Origin of the sequence: Rhizobium sp. ERR 1071, from assembly GCF_007828675.1 — a bacterium.
GTDB classification, from domain to species: domain Bacteria; phylum Pseudomonadota; class Alphaproteobacteria; order Rhizobiales; family Rhizobiaceae; genus Rhizobium; species Rhizobium dioscoreae.
Genome location: NZ_VITM01000012.1, coordinates 23860 through 39251 on the forward strand (window position 1 = coordinate 23860; position 15392 = coordinate 39251).

Here is a 15392-nt window from a genome sequence, read left to right on the forward strand (position 1 = left end):
AAACAGACCCGGCGCTTTCGTGATGAGGGAGCGGGACGAAGTGTATCGTTCCGGTCGTCTCCGCCGGCCTCAATTCCGTATGAATCCGACGTCGCTCAGAAACAATTTTGTTCATGTTTTAGCGCTTTGAGTGCGGCGGGCATTTTTCCGCTTCGCCGTGAGCGATATGCTCGAGGCCGATAGAGTTTTCCGCTTAGGGTGGATTGGAACTTGGGAACGGATTTGCATGCACCGTTGGGACAGAACCGCGGCCCCGGCCGCCAGCGGCGCTCCATCCCCTTTGGACGCATTCTCGGCGGCTTCTGCCTGATCGCGATCGCCGGCTTTTCTCTCTATTCGGCGCTTTTGCGCGATCACCTGCAAAAGACCCAGCCGGTCGAGACGGCAAAGAAGGAAGATCCGGCTCCTCAAGCTGAAACCAAGCCGACTACGGCCGGGCAAACCGGACAGACCGGACTAGCCCAGGTCGATCCGCAATCCGGCGCCAATACCACACGCATCGTTACCGGCGATGGGTCGGTCGTCACCATGTTCAGCCCGAACAACCGTGATGGCAGCGGCCCGGTCCTGATCAACGCCAATCAGGTGGGCCAGGACCCGCGCATGGCGGCAACGCCGAATGACAGCCTGCTGGAAGACTCCCCCTTCGGCAAGCTGCCGATCACATCGCCGAGCGGCCTGCGGCCGATGGATCAATATGCGCGGCCCTGGTCCGGCGCGCGCGGTACCCGCGTCGCTATCGTCGTCAGCGGCCTTGGATTGAGTCAGACTGGCACCCAGCGCGCCATCGAGAAGCTGCCGGAAGAAATCACGCTTGCTTTTGCCGTCAGCGGCAACAGCCTGCAGCGCTGGATGCAGGAGGCGCGGCGCGGCGGCCATGAGATCCTCATCCAGGTGCCGTTCGAGCCCTTCGACTATCCCAGCAACAATCCCGGCCCGGATACGCTACTGACCTCGTTTTCGGCTGCAAGGAACATCGATAACCTGCACAAGGCGATGGGCAAGATCACCAATTATACCGGTGTCATGAACTATCTTGGCGGCCGCTTCCTCGCCAATCCCAGTGCCATGGAACCTGTGCTGCGCGATATTGGAAAGCGCGGCCTGCTATTCCTGGATGATGGCTCTTCGGCGCAATCCAAATCCGGAATGCTCGCCAAGACACTGGAAGTGCCGCATGCTTTCGCCGATATCCAGCTCGACGGAGAACTGCAGCAGGACGCGATCCTCAAGAAACTCGATGAGCTCGAGCGTATCGCCCGCCGCAACGGTTCCGCGATCGGCGTGGCCTCGGCGTTCGACGAAAGCGTCGATGCCATCAGCAAATGGAGTGAGGAGGCCGCCATGCGCGGCATTGAAATCGTCGCCGTCTCGGCGCTTGCCGACGACCCGAAACATCCCTGACCCCTGGCCCGGTTCGCCGGGCTGATCCCTGGAGAGAGAAATGAGCACGCCCCACGCGCCCGTAAGAGCCGAAGACCTGCCCTACCGCCCTTGTGTCGGCATCATGATCCTGAATCGGGAGGGCTTGGTTTGGGCCGGCCGCCGCATTCCGGACGGCAATTCCGAGTATGACGGCTCACCGCAGCTTTGGCAGATGCCGCAGGGCGGCATAGATGAGGGCGAAGATCCGCTGAAGGCCGCCTATCGCGAGCTTTATGAGGAAACGGGCATGAAAGCCGTGACCTTGCTCGCGGAAGCGAAGGATTGGATCAATTACGATCTGCCGCCGCAGTTGATCGGCATCGGCCTCAGGGGAAAATACCGCGGCCAGACGCAGCGCTGGTTCGCCTTCCGCTTCGACGGTGACGAGAGCGAGATCGCCATTAATCCGCCGCCGGGCGGTCATGAACCGGAATTCGATGCTTGGGAGTGGAAGCCGATGGCCGAGCTTCCCGGTCTGATCGTTGCCTTCAAGCGATCGGTCTACGAGCAGGTGGTTTCGGAGTTCAGCCATCTGGCCGGCCTGAAGGCCGAAGACTGAACGAAAAAACCGGCGCAAAGCGGCCGGATTCTGAAGCAATTCCAGGAAAAGTGCGTAGCGATTTTCCGTTCGGAATTGCCGGAAAACAAAAAGATGGAGCGGTTCAGAGTTTCCGTGAAAAGCTGAACCGCTCTGGCATCGATTATTCTGCGGAATCGGCGGAGTCAGCGTTGAGCTGGCCATATTTGGCTTCGCCGATTTTTCCGAGCAGTTCGAGCTGGGTTTCGAGGAAGTCGATATGGCCTTCCTCGTCCGCCAAGAGCTCTTCGAACAGCTTCATGGAGACATAATCGCCGGCATCGTGACAGATATCGCGGGATTTCTTGTAGGCGGTGCGGGCATCGTATTCGCCGGCGAGATCGGCTTCCAGCACTTCCTTGACGTTCTGGCCGATGCGCAGCGGCGCCAACGTCTGCAGGTTGGGATGGCCTTCAAGGAAGATGATGCGGGCAACGAGGCGATCGGCGTGCTGCATTTCCTCGATGGATTCTGCGCGCTCCTTCTTGGCAAGCTTGGTGTAGCCCCAGTCTTCGAGAAGTCTGTAGTGAACCCAATATTGGTTGACTGCGCCAAGCTCGAGGAACAGCGCCTCGTTAAGCCGCTCGATGACTTTTTTGTCGCCTTTCAATGTCCGCTCTCCTGTTGTCTTCATGGAATTTTTTCAGGCGGGACATGAAATCAAATATTTCCGCTTCCGTCGAGTGGCGGCGGGCATGATAATCTTGGGTTGTCTGTATAATGATATCAACGACATTCGGGAAGCAGCCGCAGCAACGGCCGCGCTTTTCCATGGCGTGATAAACCTTCGCGGGAACGATGAGCTGCCAACAGTCCTGATCAAGGAGTTCGTTGATAACGTCCCGGATTTCCTTGTCGGTGATGTAATTACAACTGCAAACCAGCATTCTTCGCTCAGCCCGTCAAACATGACACCTGCTGTCTTGTTATCTGCTAAAGAAGACGCTCTTTGTCAAGAAAGAAACGATTCGAATCTGGTCCGCCGATGAGGTCATTGGCCTCCGCCGGGGATGCGGAGGCCGGAATTTCAATGAAAATTGCGGCCTCGCGGCATGACTCTGGCCGTTTCGGCACCATTGCTGCGGCCTTCCGCCGCTGCCCCTGCAGCGGCTCCACGCGGCAGAGGGGACTTCTCCTTCTGTCTGACATCCATGGTCGGCCGCAGCGCCTCATCCGCTCGATCGCTGACGCCAAAACGCCGCGCCTCGCGCTGCAAAATACCAAGTGCCGGCGTCATATCCTCGATATGATCGACCACCACGTGGATGACGCCGCTCTCGCTCTGTAGCCGGCCACGGATCTTCACCAGCCGCGCCCCCATGACGATGGCGCGGTATTTCTCAAACTTCTTCGGCCAGACGATCGCATTGGCGACGCCGGTTTCATCCTCCAAGGTCATGAAGATCACCCCCTTGGCCGAACCCGGCCGCTGGCGCACCAGCACCAGGCCGGCGATCGTCACCATCCGCCCATTCGCCACCTTTGGCAGATCCCGGCTTTGCACGATGCCTTGCCGCGCGAAATCGGCGCGTAGGAAGGAAACCGGATGTGCTTTCAGCGATAGCGACAGATAGCGATAATCTTCGATGACCTGCTCGCCGGGCAGCATTTCCGGCAGCGCAACCACCGGCTCGACCTGCAGCTCCGCATGATCGCCGAGATCGAAGAGGGGAAGCTTTTCGGCAGCGCTGCTGGCATCGAGCGCCCGCACGGCCCACAGCGCTTCCCGTCGGCTCAAGCCGATGGAGCCGAACGCATCCGCATCCGCCAGGCGTTCGATCTGCGCCTTGGCAAGACCGGAGCGAAGCCAGAGGTCACGCACGGACCGATAACCATCGCCACGACGCTCGACGAGCTGCTTCATCTCGTCTTCGGACAAACCCTTGACCTGCCGGAAGCCGAGACGGACGGCACATTGCGTCTTGATAATACCGCGCATCGACGCGTGGCGCGGCTCGACCGCATCCTTATCGAAGCGTCCCCGCTCGAGCAGGCAATCCCAGCTGGAACGATTGATATCCACCGGCCGCACCTCGACGCCATGCTCGCGTGCGTCACGCACCAGCTGCGCCGGGGCATAGAAGCCCATCGGCTGGGCATTGAGGATGGCCGCACAGAAGACATCCGGATAGTAGGCCTTGAGCCAGGAGGAGGCGTAGACGAGCAGAGCGAAGGAGGCCGCATGGCTTTCGGGAAAACCATACTCGCCGAAACCTTCGATCTGGCTGAAACAGCGTTCGGCAAAGTCCTGAGGATAGCCTTTCGCGACCATGCCCGAAACCAGATCCGTCTTGAATTCATCGACCCTCCCCGTTCGCTTGAACGTCGCCATGGATCGGCGCAGCCGATCGGCTTTGGCAGGCGAAAATCCGGCTGCAGTGATGGCGATCTGCATCGCCTGTTCCTGAAACAGCGGAACCCCCAAAGTTCGCTCCAAAACAGCCTTCAACTCCGGACGATGATATTCGATCGGCCGCTTGTGAAGATCGTCATCCCGCCGCTTGAGGTAAGGATGAACCATGTCTCCTTGAATGGGGCCGGGACGGACGATCGCTACCTCGATAACCAGATCATAGAATTTGCGGGGCCGAAGACGCGGCAGCATGCTCATCTGCGCCCGGCTTTCGATCTGAAAGACGCCGATTGTATCGGCGCGACAGATCATATCATAGACCGGCACGCCATCAGGATATTCCTTGCTCCCAAGGTCGGCGAGCGCCTTCTTCACGTCGTAATGCAGCAGCAGTAGGTCGAAGGCCTTGGCAAGGCAGGTCAACATACCGAGGGCCAGCACATCGATCTTCAATATATTGAGGTTGTCGAGATCGTCCTTGTTCCACTCGATCATGTAGCGATCGTCCATGGCCGTATGCATGATCGGCACGACCTCATCCAGCCGATCCCGGGTGATGACGAAGCCGCCGACATGCTGGGTCAGGTGCCTCGGAAACCCCATCAGCGTCGAGGCATAGGAAAGGACGTTGCGTGTCGTCTTGTCCTTGAGATCGAGGCCGGCAATCTTCGCCTCGCGCTCGGAAAGTTCTTCCGTCGACCAGCCCCAGACGCCGCTCGCAAGAGCCGATTGCACATCTTCCGACAGGCCGAAGGCTTTCGCCACTTCGCGGCCGGCCGAACGTGCGCGATAACTGGTGACCGCCGCCGTCAGCCCGGCATGCTCCTTTTTGTAATGCCTGTAAATGAACTGGATGACCTCTTCACGCTTCTCGTGCTCGAAATCGACATCGATGTCAGGTGGCTCCTCGCGTTCCGTCGAGATGAAACGCTCGAAAAGCAAGCTTGTTATTTCAGGATTGACCTCAGTAATCCTGAGGCAATAACAGACGGTCGAATTGGCTGCCGATCCGCGTCCCTGGCATAGGATATTCGCACTGCGAGCAAACTCCATGATGCGGTGCACCGTCAGGAAATATGGCTCATATTTCCGCTCCCTGATGAGCTTGAGCTCGTGCTCGATCTGCATCGAGACCTTTGACGGGATCCCTTCAGGAAAGCGCCATCTGGCCCCCTCCCAGGTCAGTCTCCTCAGCGTTTCCGCAACGGTCTCTCCAGGAACGCTTTCGTCGGGATAATTATGTTTCAGCTCGTCCAGCGAAAAAGAAAGCCGGCTAAAAAACCTCTGCGTATTGGCGATGGCCTTCGGATAATCCCTGAAGAGGCGCGCCATCTCGGCAGCATCCTTCATGTAGCGCTCCGCATTCGCCGCCAGCCTGAAGCCGGCTTCGGCGATCGGCACATGCTCGCGGATCGAAACGACGATATCGGCAAGCGGCTTGCGCTCAGTCGAATGATAGAGCGGCTGATTGCTGGCGATCAACCGCACGCCATTGCGCTGCGCCAGGATGGAAAGCGTGGCGAAGACCATGCGGTCCCGCCCGTCATAGGCCGGCGACAGGACCATGTGGAACTTCCGGCCGAATCGCATCCATAACCGCTTCAGGCATTGCTCCAGCTTTTCCTGCCCTTCTTGCGTCTCGACACTTTCAGCATCGGGAATAAGCGCCAGCATCATCTCGTCGCCCCATTCCGTCAGATCGGCCTCTTCGAGCTGGCAGGAACCCTTCTCGGCTCTGAGATTGCCAGCACTCAACAGCCGGCAGAGATGCGCCCAGCCCTTACGGTTTTCCGGATAGGCAAGAATGTCAGGCGTGCCGTCCGAAAACACCAGGCGCGCGCCCGGCTGGAAAGGGACCGGCTTCAGAAGCGGCTTTTCTGGCTCGCCCTTCGCTCGAAGCGTTAGATTCTTCTCAATGCCCTCCTTGTATTTTTCCCAGAGAATCTTGGTATGCGCATGCGCCTTAACGACGCCGGCAACCGAATTGCGGTCGGCAATTCCAAATCCCGACAGTTTCAGGATGGCGGCCTGCGCCGCGATTTCCTCTGGATGCGAGGCACCTTCGAGAAAGGAGAAATTCGTTCTCACCCCGATCTCAAAGAAGGGCACGGGTTCGTGGAAACTCGGACGCGCGTTCATGCGAAGACTCCATGCATGTACCAGTCAGGCGTCGTGGCGCCTCGGCCATAGAGCCCCTTTCGGAACAACCAGAAACGATGGCCTTCCTCATCTTCGACCTGGAAGTAATCGCGGTCAGGTTCTTGCCTTTCCTCGAGCCACCATTCCGCCGAAAGCCGCTCCGGCCCTTCGGCCCGGCTGACCCGATGCATGACCCGCCGCCAGCGAAATTGCCGGGGCGGGCCATCGGGCACTTCGGCAGCAATGGTTTCGACCAGTTCCGGCATGCGAAACAGCCGCAGCGGCCGCTCGCCGCGGAAGAAGCCATGGCCAGCATCCTCCTGACCTGTGCGCGGCTTCGAGCTAAGGATGGTCATCGCCGGCAGCGGCCGCACAGCTCGTTCGGGGATATGGCTCTGCCGCAGCTCGAACCCTTGCAGGCAGTCCGGCCCCAGCCGGGCGGCCACGCGATCCACAAAGGCGGCAAGCGAGCCTTCCTGACGATCTCCTCCGACAAAATCGCCTTGCATGGCATCGAAGGGCGCATGCTGAAGCACATTCAGGCGGATGATTTCGAAACCATAGCCGACATCGAGATCGTCATGAATGGCGCCGAAGCGCTCAGTGAATAGGCTGGCGATCCGGCTCGGCTCACGCAACGGCTGCGATGCGCCGGCCGCGATACGGAAGACCGCGCCATCCACACGGAAGAGCAGGAGCTCGAAGGAGCGACCGCCGATGCCGCGGGCTTCCAGCCCCGGCTTCAGGCTTTCGGCAAGCTGGCGGGCAAGCTGAAGAATATCCTCTTCGGCCTGCATCGGCTCGGCCAGCCGGCGCTCGGCCGACAATTGCGCGACCGGGCGGCGCGGCGAGATCGGCTCTTCGACCAGACCGACGGCCTGATCGAGCCGCAGCAGCAGCTGCGCGCCGAACCGGCGGGCAAGCGGCGCTCGTGGTGCGGCCAGAAGATCGCCCACCTGCTTCAGGCCCATCTTCTGCAAGGCTGCAATAGTCTCCTCGCCAAGACGAAGACATGCGACCGGCAGCGACGCCAATGCCTCTTCCATGGCCTCCGGCGGAACGATACGGCTCTCGTCAAAGCGGGCAACGGCCCAGGAGAGGCCGGGTGCGGAGGAAATGGCGCCGCGCACATCGAAGCCCAGCCGGGAAATCCGGATCAAGACATCCTCGAGCAGCGCCTCTTCACCGCCGAAGAGATGGGCGCAGCCGGTAATGTCGAGAAACAGCCCGTCCTTGCCGTCGATCGCCACCAGCGGCGTATAACGGTCACACCAGTCGGCGATCGCTTCCAGAAGCTTGCGATCCGCCGCCGGATCCTCCTCGACGACATCGAGATCGGGACAGATCGCCTTTGCCTCGGCCACGCCCTGCCCCTGTTTCAAGCCGATCATTTCAGCCCGTTCGTTGAGCGCGGTCAGCCGCATGGCATTGTTGAGCTTGCCGGCACAGGCGAGCGGCGGCGCTTCAAGCCTGCCTGTCGAACGCCAGGACAGACCCCAGCGCTTGCGTGCGATCCGGTCGGTCGGCAGATGCGGAAAGGTCAGCGCCAGAATGCGCTGCGTGTTCGCCGGGAAAGGCAGGGTGCTGAACATCGGAGACAGGGGCAAAGCGGCGGTCATGGGCATTCCACTCCAAGGTTATGGAAAGAGGCGCTGGGTTTCGGCTCTTTTCCAAGGTCAGACGAAAGGCCGGGTGACCGATGCTGCCGCCAAGCACCGATCCATCCGGCAGGGGCCGCGCCTGCGCAGGCGCGGGTTCGACGGAAAAGCGGAAGAGGGCGCTGCTTGCTTCCTCCTCGCCTCCCTGTCGCAACAGAAATAAGGGCCGCCCCGCCGCCTTGGCCCTCAGCGCCAACCGCCGGCTTTCGGTCAGGCCGAAACGGGCGGGATTGCCGCGTACTTCCAGTATGATGGCGGCAAAGGCAGCACTGCCAAGCGCCGCCTCCGCCACCCAGAGCGCATCGTCCAGCTTGCGGGGCGACGCTTGCAGAAAAGCCTGAGGCTCCAGCCCAAAATCGCTGATGCCGATGGCATAGGGCAGGCCCGCCTCCATCGTCGCGACCGTATCGCCGATCCACAGAACCGGAGACTTGGCCGGGACCGTATCCGAAGCTTGCGCATGCAGCCGCGCGGCAAGCGCCAGGGCAAAACCACTGGCCACACCGGCATCGCGGAGGCCGAGCGAGCGGATTTCCGTCAGCGCATCGAGCGGCAAACCGCCTTGCAGCGCCGCATCAAGCTCGTCGACACCGATCGGAAGGAGCGATTGTTCACGCATAGGCTGAATAGGCAGGGATTTCGCAATAGCCGCCATCTGCCTCGCCGGCTTGTCTGTCAGCGTTTCATGCGCCGCAGCGGCCAGTGCCGGGATCGGCCTGCCTTCCAGTCGGGCAATGGTTTCACGCAGGGCGAAAAGCGTTTCCCGCGCCACGGCAGCCTCGGCCATGACGTTCACTCCAGATCGATAATGTTCCTGTTATGTTCTTATGGATTCCAGAGCTTGCAGAAAGAGTCAACACCATTTCATGAGAAAATATTCCTCTGCCGCAATCTACACTCGTAAAAGCGGCGTAAAGTCTCTATATGACCAGCCAAGGAAGGAATATTCATGGCTCGCGTCGACCAGAGCGAAGATTGGCGGGATCGCCACTCGCCCTCCATCAGTACATTCGAATCCCTGGCAATGGAGGCTTACAGCCACCTGCCAGACGAATTCCGTTCGCTCACCGGTGATCTCGTCATCCTCATCGAAGATTTCCCGGATGACGAGGTATTCGAGGACATGGCGCTGGAAACGCCCTTCGACCTGCTCGGCCTCTTCGAAGGCCGCGGCATCTCGGAGCGCTTCACCGCCCAGACGGGGGACATGCCCAACAAGATCCGCCTCTATCGCCGGCCGATCATCGATTACTGGGCTGAGAACGAAGAAACCCTCGGCGACATCATCACCCATGTCCTGATCCATGAGATCGGCCACCATTTTGGCCTGAGCGACGAGGACATGGAGCGCATCGAGGCGAGCGCCGAGGAAGCGACGGATCGCTGATATCGGTCCCGGCCGCAAGACGATCGGGAAGAATGAGAATTTCAGCCGGTGCTTACTGCTCGGAAAGCTTCATATCCGGATCGTAATCCTTGCCGGCCACGTCCTTGATGACAGCCTGACCGCATTCCATCCGCCCGCTTGCTGAATTGAAGCCATAGGTCGGCGAGCCGTATAACTCCCAGCCCTTGTTCAGCGCCGCGCTTACCTTGTGGCAAAAGGATGCGTCATCGGGGCCGGTGAGAAAGCGGTAGAGTTTCATCAAGGCATCTTTCTTGTATTTAGCAATCACACATCGCTACGGGGCGTTCCGGCGGCGCCCGAAGAGCGCTGCTCGATCAGGCGAGCTTTATGGACGAGTCTCTCTGCCTGGACAAGATGCAGCCGCTCCACCATCCGCCCGCCGAGGTTCACGACATTGAGAGTGGCGGCATCCGGTGCGGCGAAGGCGGCGATGATGGATTCCGCCTCGGCAACAGCGGCCTTGTCAGGGCCAAAATGCCAGTTGGCGGCTTCGATCTGGCTCGGATGGATCAGCATCTTGCCGGCAAAGCCCATGGCAACCCCCTGGCCGCATTCTGCCGCGAATTCTTCAGTATCCTTGAAATCGTTGAAGACGCTGTCGATGGCCTCGAGGCCGTAAGCGCTGACGGCCAATATCACCTGCATCAGCCAGGGCACGAGATAGGGACGGCCGGGCTGCGGCAGGACGCCCGTTTCCTTCCTGAGATCGTTTAGGCCGACGACGAAACAATCGAGCCGGCTGCCGGCCGTGCGGCCAGCCTCGGCGATCGCGGCTGCATTCAGGATGCCGCGCGGCGTCTCGATCATCGCCCAGATGCGCAAGTCTTCCGGCGCATCGGCTTCCGCAAGCCGGTCACTGACACCAGTCACATCCTGCGGCTCATCCACCTTCGGCAGCAGCACCGCATCCGGCTCCAGCTCCACGACCAGCGCCATATCCTCAGCACCGAAGTTCGAGGAAAGCGCATTGATGCGGATGATCCGCTCCTTGCCGGGAAGCGGGGAGGCGGCAAAGAAGGCCCGCAGATTCTCCCGCGCCTCGGCCTTTTTCTCCGGCGAAACGGAATCCTCGAGATCGAAGATGACGGCATCGCAATCCAGGCTCGAAAGCTTGTCCAGGGCACGGCGGTTGATGGCGGGAACGCTCAAGACGGAGCGGCGCACCCGGGCAGGGCGGGAAGGGGAGGTTTGGCTCTCGGATTGGCTCATTGTGCCGTTTTGCCGCGCTTTTAATCGACAAGCAAGTCAACAAAAAGCCATGCTGCTCTTGCAGATGACAGAGATGAAGACCACATTGCTTGGTGTAGAGAGGTCTCGACCATGCAGAATATCCGTTCCCTGTTCATCGCGCTTGCCGGTATCACCGTGTTTGCAGCCATGGCGCTGCTGACCGTTTCGGTCACGCTTGCCGTCGGTGCTATACTGACCGTGCTAATGGCGGCCCGCGCGATCTCGCTGCGCATGAAGCCGGCACCGGTGCGCGCCAAGGCGAAGACGAACGGCCAGCGCGAAATGCGCATCTGGAACGACGGTCGCGGCACCATCATCGATCTCTGAGATTGAAACACGGCAGGGCGGCCTATTGCCGAATCCCTTGATCATGTGTCCAATTCAGGCCACGTGCTGATTGATCATGTGTCCAATTCAGGCCACGTGCTGAAGGGCAAAGCGTGCAAAGGGCCGCGTTTGAGAGCATTTCCAAGATTCTCCTTCATTTCGGGCCGGATTTGCTCTATTGGCAGGATAATTCGTGCTTAGACGAGAATGAAGGCAGGACCCCATGGACAAGTTCGTGAAGTTGACCGGTGTCGCAGCACCCCTCCCGGTCGTCAATGTCGATACCGACATGATCATCCCGAAGGATTATCTGAAGACCATTAAGCGCACGGGTCTTGGCAAGGGCCTTTTCGCTGAAGCCCGCTACAATGAAGACGGTTCTCCGAACCCGCATTTCGTGCTGAACAAGCCGGCCTATCAGAATGCCAAGATTCTCGTTGCCGGCGACAATTTCGGCTGCGGCTCCTCGCGCGAGCATGCGCCCTGGGCACTGCTCGATTTCGGCATCCGCTGCGTCATCTCGACCAGCTTCGCCGACATCTTCTACAACAACTGCTTCAAGAACGGCATCCTGCCGATCAAGGTCAGCCAGGAAGATCTCGACAAGCTGATGGACGACGCTTCGCGCGGCTCCAACGCCATTCTGACGATCGACCTCGAAAACCTCGAAATCACCGGCCCGGACGGCGGCTCGCTGAAGTTCGAACTCGACGAATTCAAGCGTCACTGCCTGCTGAACGGCCTTGATGATATCGGCCTGACGCTGGAAAAATCCTCCGCGATCGACAATTTCGAAAAGTCGAACGCCGCATCGCGCCCTTGGGCCGCCTGATCGGTTTCATCACTATTTCGCGTTTCGAAGCCGGGCCTTGCGCCCGGCTTTTTTCATGCCAAAACGCCCGCCGCCTGCAGAGAGAGGGAACTATCCGCGGCTGCGGCACCTCAGGGAGCGGAAAACGCAAATCCCGGAAACGGGACACCATCTTTCCCAACCGTTGTAATATGATCGACAAGAAGGGGGCTCATACAGGCGTGCCGAGACCTTCGGGCCTCTTCTCCCGCCCTTAAATCTTCTCCACGCAATGGAGCCTCTCCATGACCTCCCTTCCCATTGTTGGCGCCGCCATGACGCTCGACGACGTCGAAATCCATCGTAACTGGTTGCTCGAAAAGCCGCGTGACCTAGAGCTGCAGAGCTTCGTTGAAGCCGAAATCCTCAACGGCGACTGGGCTCCGCTGGCCGAACGCGCCCGCAAGCTGCTTGACGGCCATCAGGGCCGCCTCGGCATCCACGGCCCGTTCTGGGGCTTTGTCATCGCCTCACAGGACCCGGACGTCCGCGGCGTCGTCACAAAGCGCCTGCTGCAGGCACTCGACGTCTGTGCCAATATCGGCGCCACGCAAATGGTCATCCATAGCCCCTATACGTCGTGGTCCTACAACAACCTCGACAACAATAAGGGCGAGCGCGAGAAGATCATCGAATATACGCATCTGACGCTGAAAGAGGCCGTCAAGCGCGCCGAAGACATCGGGCTCACCATGGTCATCGAGAACATCGAGGACAAGGATCCCCATATCCGCGTCGGCCTCGTCGACAGCTTCAATTCGCCCGCCGTCGCCGTTTCCATCGACACCGGTCATGCCCATTACGCCCACGGCTATATCGGCGCTCCGCCGGTCGACTACTACGTCCACGCCGCCGGCAATCGCCTGCAACATGTCCACCTGCAGGATGCGGATGGCTATGCCGATCGCCACTGGAGCCTCGGCGAAGGCAACATCCACTGGCGCGCCGTCTTTGCCGCTATTGCCAAGCTTAACAGCAATCCGCGCCTGATCATCGAAATCAAGGACAAGTCGAAGATCCCGGCATCGGCCGCCTACCTCGCCTCGCTCGGGCTGGCTGAGTAAGGATAAGCAACGCAAGCCACCCGCCCTCGTGGTCCAAGGGCGGGTGACTGGTCTCAAAAGCCCGAAAACCGTACCGTTTCGACCCCTTCCTCGCTTGAAAAGCCGCATTTGCAGGTCTAAAAACCCCGCAACTTTTTCTTTCGCGGAGGCTTTCCCATGACAGTTCGCAATCTTTTCCTCCTGCCGGGCGACGGCATCGGCCCCGAGGCCATGGGCGAAGTTCGCAAGATCATTGCCTATATGAACGAGGCGAAGAATGCCGGCTTCGTTACGGATGAAGGTCTTGTCGGCGGCAGCGCCTATGATGCGCATGGCGCCGCCATCTCCGAAGAGGACATGCAGAAAGCGCTTGCCGCCGACGCCGTGCTCTTCGGCGCCGTAGGCGGCCCGAAGTGGGATAGCGTTCCCTACGAAGTGCGTCCGGAAGCCGGCCTGCTGCGCTTGCGCAAGGATCTGCAGCTCTTCGCCAACCTGCGCCCGGCCATCTGCTATCCGGCGTTGGCATCGGCCTCGTCACTGAAGCCGGAACTGGTCGAGGGGCTCGACATCCTGATCGTGCGCGAACTCACGGGCGGCGTCTATTTCGGCGAGCCGAAGGAGATCATCGACCTCGGCAACGGCCAGAAACGCGGCATCGACACCCAAGTCTACGACACCTACGAGATCGAGCGTATTGCCGGCGTCGCCTTCGAACTGGCGCGCACCCGCAACAACCGCGTCTGCTCGATGGAAAAGCGCAACGTCATGAAGTCGGGCGTGCTCTGGAACCAGGTCGTCACCGCGACGCATAAGGAAAAATATGCCGACGTGCAGCTCGAGCACATGCTCGCGGACGCCGGCGGCATGCAGCTCGTTCGCCAGCCGAAGCAGTTCGACGTCATCGTGACGGACAACCTGTTCGGCGACATGCTGTCCGACGTCGCCGCCATGCTAACCGGCTCGCTCGGCATGCTGCCGTCGGCTTCGCTCGGCGCCCCCGATGCCAAGACCGGTAAGCGTAAGGCGCTCTACGAGCCAGTACACGGCTCCGCGCCCGATATCGCCGGCAAGGGCATTGCCAACCCGATCGCCATGATCGCCTCCTTCGCCATGTGCCTGCGCTATTCCTTCGGCCTGGTCACTGAGGCCGATGCGCTGGAAAAGGCGATCGCCAACGTCCTCGACAGCGGCATCCGCACCGGCGACATCATGTCGCCTGGCAGCCGCCAGGTCGGCACGACAGAAATGGGCGACGCCATCCTCGCCGAATTCAGGGCCCTTTCGGCGTAAGCCAGATAGATCGCCTGGTATATTTCACGTGAAACACGAAGCCCCGTTCCGCGAGGAACGGGTTTTTCTTGTGAACGGGATAGGCGTTTCTCAGCTTGAGATCGCCGCGACGCTCCGTTCTGATTTTCTAAAAAACTGTAACAACAACCTGCTATCAGTCGGACCGATTGGAAATCGACATAGGCACTGATTATGCAGGCGATCTTGACGTCTCTCGATAGGCGTTGGCGGCGAAGTGATGCTGCTTTTGCACCATCTCATTGGAAAATATGCCTTTTTCTGACCGCCAATATCGTCCTTCTCTCGGCTCTCCTGTTCGATTGGCCTGTCGGCGCCACCCTTAAAAGCCTGTCGCCCTGCCTTCGCTTCGTCGGCGGAATGTTGACGAATTTCGGCGATTCCGGATGGATCCTTCTCATCAGTGCCTTCCTGTTTTTCGAAGGTTGGGCTGGCAGCAGGCTGCTGTACTCGCAGCGCTGTCGCTGCCAAGCACTGCGCATCTGCCAGATCGGCGGCTATCTCCTGACGACCGTGGCGCTTTCCGGTATCCTCGCCAATTTGCTGAAGCGCGCCATTGGACGCGCCCGCCCCACGCATTTTGCCGATTGGGGACCCTTCGGCTTTTCGCCCTTCAATGGCCGTGCCAGCTTCGAAAGTTTCCCCTCCGGCCATGCCACGACCATCGGCGCTCTGTTCGTGGCGCTTGCCTTCCTGTTTCCGCGCTATCGCTACATCTTCGCCGCCTGCGCCTTATGGCTGGCGATCACGCGTGTCATGGTCGGCGCCCATTATCCGAGTGACGTGGTGGCCGGTCTGGCGCTCGGCGGCTGGTTTTCCTTCGTAACGGCGATCATCTATTCCCGCTACGGCTTGCTTTTTCGCATCAACGCCGCCGGCTGGCCGACGCCGCGCTTGCCACTATTCAAAAGCGGCAAGACGCGACAGACCGATTCCTGAGCCGGTCACGGCCGCAGCGCAAAGGTTGCCAAGGCCCTCGCACATTCATATATCTGGCAGAATAGGGATGACCGAAGACGGTCAACCCGATTTCGTTTGCGATGAACACCATGGATGCCGGGCCAATACGTTTAA

16 protein-coding genes are annotated in these 15392 nt (G+C 60.0%); 9 read left to right on the top strand and 7 right to left on the bottom strand.

The features are described 5' to 3' along the window. The first annotated feature begins 210 nt into the window (after window positions 1-210). Window positions 211-1404 (top strand): divergent polysaccharide deacetylase family protein, encoded by a 1194-nt coding sequence (locus FBZ99_RS27985; RefSeq protein WP_145636163.1) that lies wholly within the window; start codon window positions 211-213, stop codon window positions 1402-1404. A 40-nt stretch (window positions 1405-1444) separates the two neighbouring features. Beyond that, a complete protein-coding gene (locus tag FBZ99_RS27990) occupies window positions 1445-1984 on the top strand; it encodes an RNA pyrophosphohydrolase (RefSeq protein ID WP_113352827.1) in 540 nt (179 codons plus the stop codon). 142 nt (window positions 1985-2126) lie between these two features. On the opposite strand, the gene bfr is transcribed toward FBZ99_RS27990, so the two are convergent. After that, window positions 2127-2612: a bacterioferritin gene (gene bfr / locus FBZ99_RS27995; protein ID WP_069611399.1), complete on the bottom strand. Its 486-nt coding sequence runs from the start codon at window positions 2610-2612 to the stop codon at window positions 2127-2129. Continuing rightward, complete coding sequence (locus FBZ99_RS28000; protein ID WP_244575290.1) at window positions 2578-2850, bottom strand: (2Fe-2S)-binding protein; 273 nt, start codon at window positions 2848-2850, stop codon at window positions 2578-2580. The genes bfr and FBZ99_RS28000 overlap by 35 nt, the downstream gene beginning before the upstream one ends. Here FBZ99_RS28000 and FBZ99_RS33655 point away from each other — a divergent pair. Next, a complete protein-coding gene (locus FBZ99_RS33655) occupies window positions 2737-2991 on the top strand; it encodes a hypothetical protein (RefSeq protein ID WP_246661215.1) in 255 nt (84 codons plus the stop codon). The genes FBZ99_RS28000 and FBZ99_RS33655 overlap by 114 nt on opposite strands. Window positions 2992-3029: 38 nt before the next feature. Here FBZ99_RS33655 and FBZ99_RS28005 read toward each other — a convergent pair whose 3' ends face one another. The 3 genes from FBZ99_RS28005 to FBZ99_RS33660 are packed head-to-tail and all read right to left on the bottom strand — an operon-like array spanning window position 3030 to window position 8939. Continuing rightward, window positions 3030-6494 (bottom strand): error-prone DNA polymerase, encoded by a 3465-nt coding sequence (locus FBZ99_RS28005; protein ID WP_145636166.1) that lies wholly within the window; start codon window positions 6492-6494, stop codon window positions 3030-3032. Then, a complete protein-coding gene (locus tag FBZ99_RS28010) occupies window positions 6491-7918 on the bottom strand; it encodes a Y-family DNA polymerase (RefSeq protein WP_246661216.1) in 1428 nt (475 codons plus the stop codon). Before FBZ99_RS28010 ends, FBZ99_RS28005 begins: the two co-directional genes overlap by 4 nt. 40 nt (window positions 7919-7958) lie before the next feature. Continuing rightward, window positions 7959-8939, bottom strand: a complete 981-nt coding sequence (locus FBZ99_RS33660; RefSeq protein ID WP_233788774.1) for an ImuA family protein — start codon at window positions 8937-8939, stop codon at window positions 7959-7961. Between the two features lie 162 nt (window positions 8940-9101). On the opposite strand from FBZ99_RS33660, the gene FBZ99_RS28015 reads away from it, so the two are divergent. After that, the gene (locus FBZ99_RS28015; protein ID WP_069611396.1) at window positions 9102-9539 is read left to right on the top strand and encodes a metallopeptidase family protein; all 438 of its coding nucleotides are present in this window, start codon (window positions 9102-9104) and stop codon (window positions 9537-9539) included. A 52-nt stretch (window positions 9540-9591) separates the two neighbouring features. Here FBZ99_RS28015 and FBZ99_RS28020 read toward each other — a convergent pair whose 3' ends face one another. Continuing rightward, window positions 9592-9798, bottom strand: coding sequence for a DUF1737 domain-containing protein (locus FBZ99_RS28020; protein WP_113352830.1), 207 nt, complete (start codon window positions 9796-9798; stop codon window positions 9592-9594). Window positions 9799-9824: 26 nt separating this feature from the next. After that, entirely contained in the window at window positions 9825-10769 is a 945-nt protein-coding gene (locus FBZ99_RS28025) for an HpcH/HpaI aldolase/citrate lyase family protein (RefSeq protein WP_113366479.1), read from the bottom strand. Between the two features lie 111 nt (window positions 10770-10880). Here FBZ99_RS28025 and FBZ99_RS28030 point away from each other — a divergent pair, with 111 nt between their 5' ends. From FBZ99_RS28030 to lpxE, 5 genes are all read left to right on the top strand, one after another. Then, window positions 10881-11117, top strand: coding sequence for a hypothetical protein (locus FBZ99_RS28030; protein WP_069613878.1), 237 nt, complete (start codon window positions 10881-10883; stop codon window positions 11115-11117). A 223-nt stretch (window positions 11118-11340) separates the two neighbouring features. After that, on the top strand, window positions 11341-11949 hold the full coding sequence (gene leuD, locus FBZ99_RS28035; RefSeq protein ID WP_145636170.1) for a 3-isopropylmalate dehydratase small subunit: 609 nt from the start codon (window positions 11341-11343) through the stop codon (window positions 11947-11949). A gap of 263 nt (window positions 11950-12212) precedes the next feature. Further along, the gene (locus tag FBZ99_RS28040; protein ID WP_145636172.1) at window positions 12213-13031 is read left to right on the top strand and encodes a sugar phosphate isomerase/epimerase family protein; all 819 of its coding nucleotides are present in this window, start codon (window positions 12213-12215) and stop codon (window positions 13029-13031) included. 156 nt (window positions 13032-13187) lie between these two features. Beyond that, window positions 13188-14300 (top strand): 3-isopropylmalate dehydrogenase, encoded by a 1113-nt coding sequence (gene leuB, locus FBZ99_RS28045; RefSeq protein WP_113352832.1) that lies wholly within the window; start codon window positions 13188-13190, stop codon window positions 14298-14300. A 192-nt stretch (window positions 14301-14492) separates the two neighbouring features. Further along, on the top strand, window positions 14493-15257 hold the full coding sequence (gene lpxE, locus FBZ99_RS28050) for a lipid A 1-phosphatase LpxE (protein WP_113352833.1): 765 nt from the start codon (window positions 14493-14495) through the stop codon (window positions 15255-15257). The last annotated feature ends 135 nt before the right edge of the window (window positions 15258-15392 follow it).

What these genes read in the sequence shown, in the direction of transcription:
- FBZ99_RS27990 (WP_113352827.1), top strand. Translation starts at nt 1,445, where the DNA reads ATGAGCACGCCCCACGCGCCCGTAAGAGCCGAAGACCTGCCCTACCGC.
- FBZ99_RS28005 (WP_145636166.1), bottom strand. Translation starts at nt 6,494, where the DNA reads ATGAACGCGCGTCCGAGTTTCCACGAACCCGTGCCCTTCTTTGAGATC.
- FBZ99_RS28010 (WP_246661216.1), bottom strand. Translation starts at nt 7,918, where the DNA reads ATGCGGCTGACCGCGCTCAACGAACGGGCTGAAATGATCGGCTTGAAA.
- FBZ99_RS33660 (WP_233788774.1), bottom strand. Translation starts at nt 8,939, where the DNA reads ATGGCCGAGGCTGCCGTGGCGCGGGAAACGCTTTTCGCCCTGCGTGAA.
- FBZ99_RS28015 (WP_069611396.1), top strand. Translation starts at nt 9,102, where the DNA reads ATGGCTCGCGTCGACCAGAGCGAAGATTGGCGGGATCGCCACTCGCCC.
- FBZ99_RS28020 (WP_113352830.1), bottom strand. Translation starts at nt 9,798, where the DNA reads ATGAAACTCTACCGCTTTCTCACCGGCCCCGATGACGCATCCTTTTGC.
- FBZ99_RS28025 (WP_113366479.1), bottom strand. Translation starts at nt 10,769, where the DNA reads ATGAGCCAATCCGAGAGCCAAACCTCCCCTTCCCGCCCTGCCCGGGTG.
- FBZ99_RS28030 (WP_069613878.1), top strand. Translation starts at nt 10,881, where the DNA reads ATGCAGAATATCCGTTCCCTGTTCATCGCGCTTGCCGGTATCACCGTG.
- leuD (WP_145636170.1), top strand. Translation starts at nt 11,341, where the DNA reads ATGGACAAGTTCGTGAAGTTGACCGGTGTCGCAGCACCCCTCCCGGTC.
- FBZ99_RS28040 (WP_145636172.1), top strand. Translation starts at nt 12,213, where the DNA reads ATGACCTCCCTTCCCATTGTTGGCGCCGCCATGACGCTCGACGACGTC.
- leuB (WP_113352832.1), top strand. Translation starts at nt 13,188, where the DNA reads ATGACAGTTCGCAATCTTTTCCTCCTGCCGGGCGACGGCATCGGCCCC.
- lpxE (WP_113352833.1), top strand. Translation starts at nt 14,493, where the DNA reads ATGCAGGCGATCTTGACGTCTCTCGATAGGCGTTGGCGGCGAAGTGAT.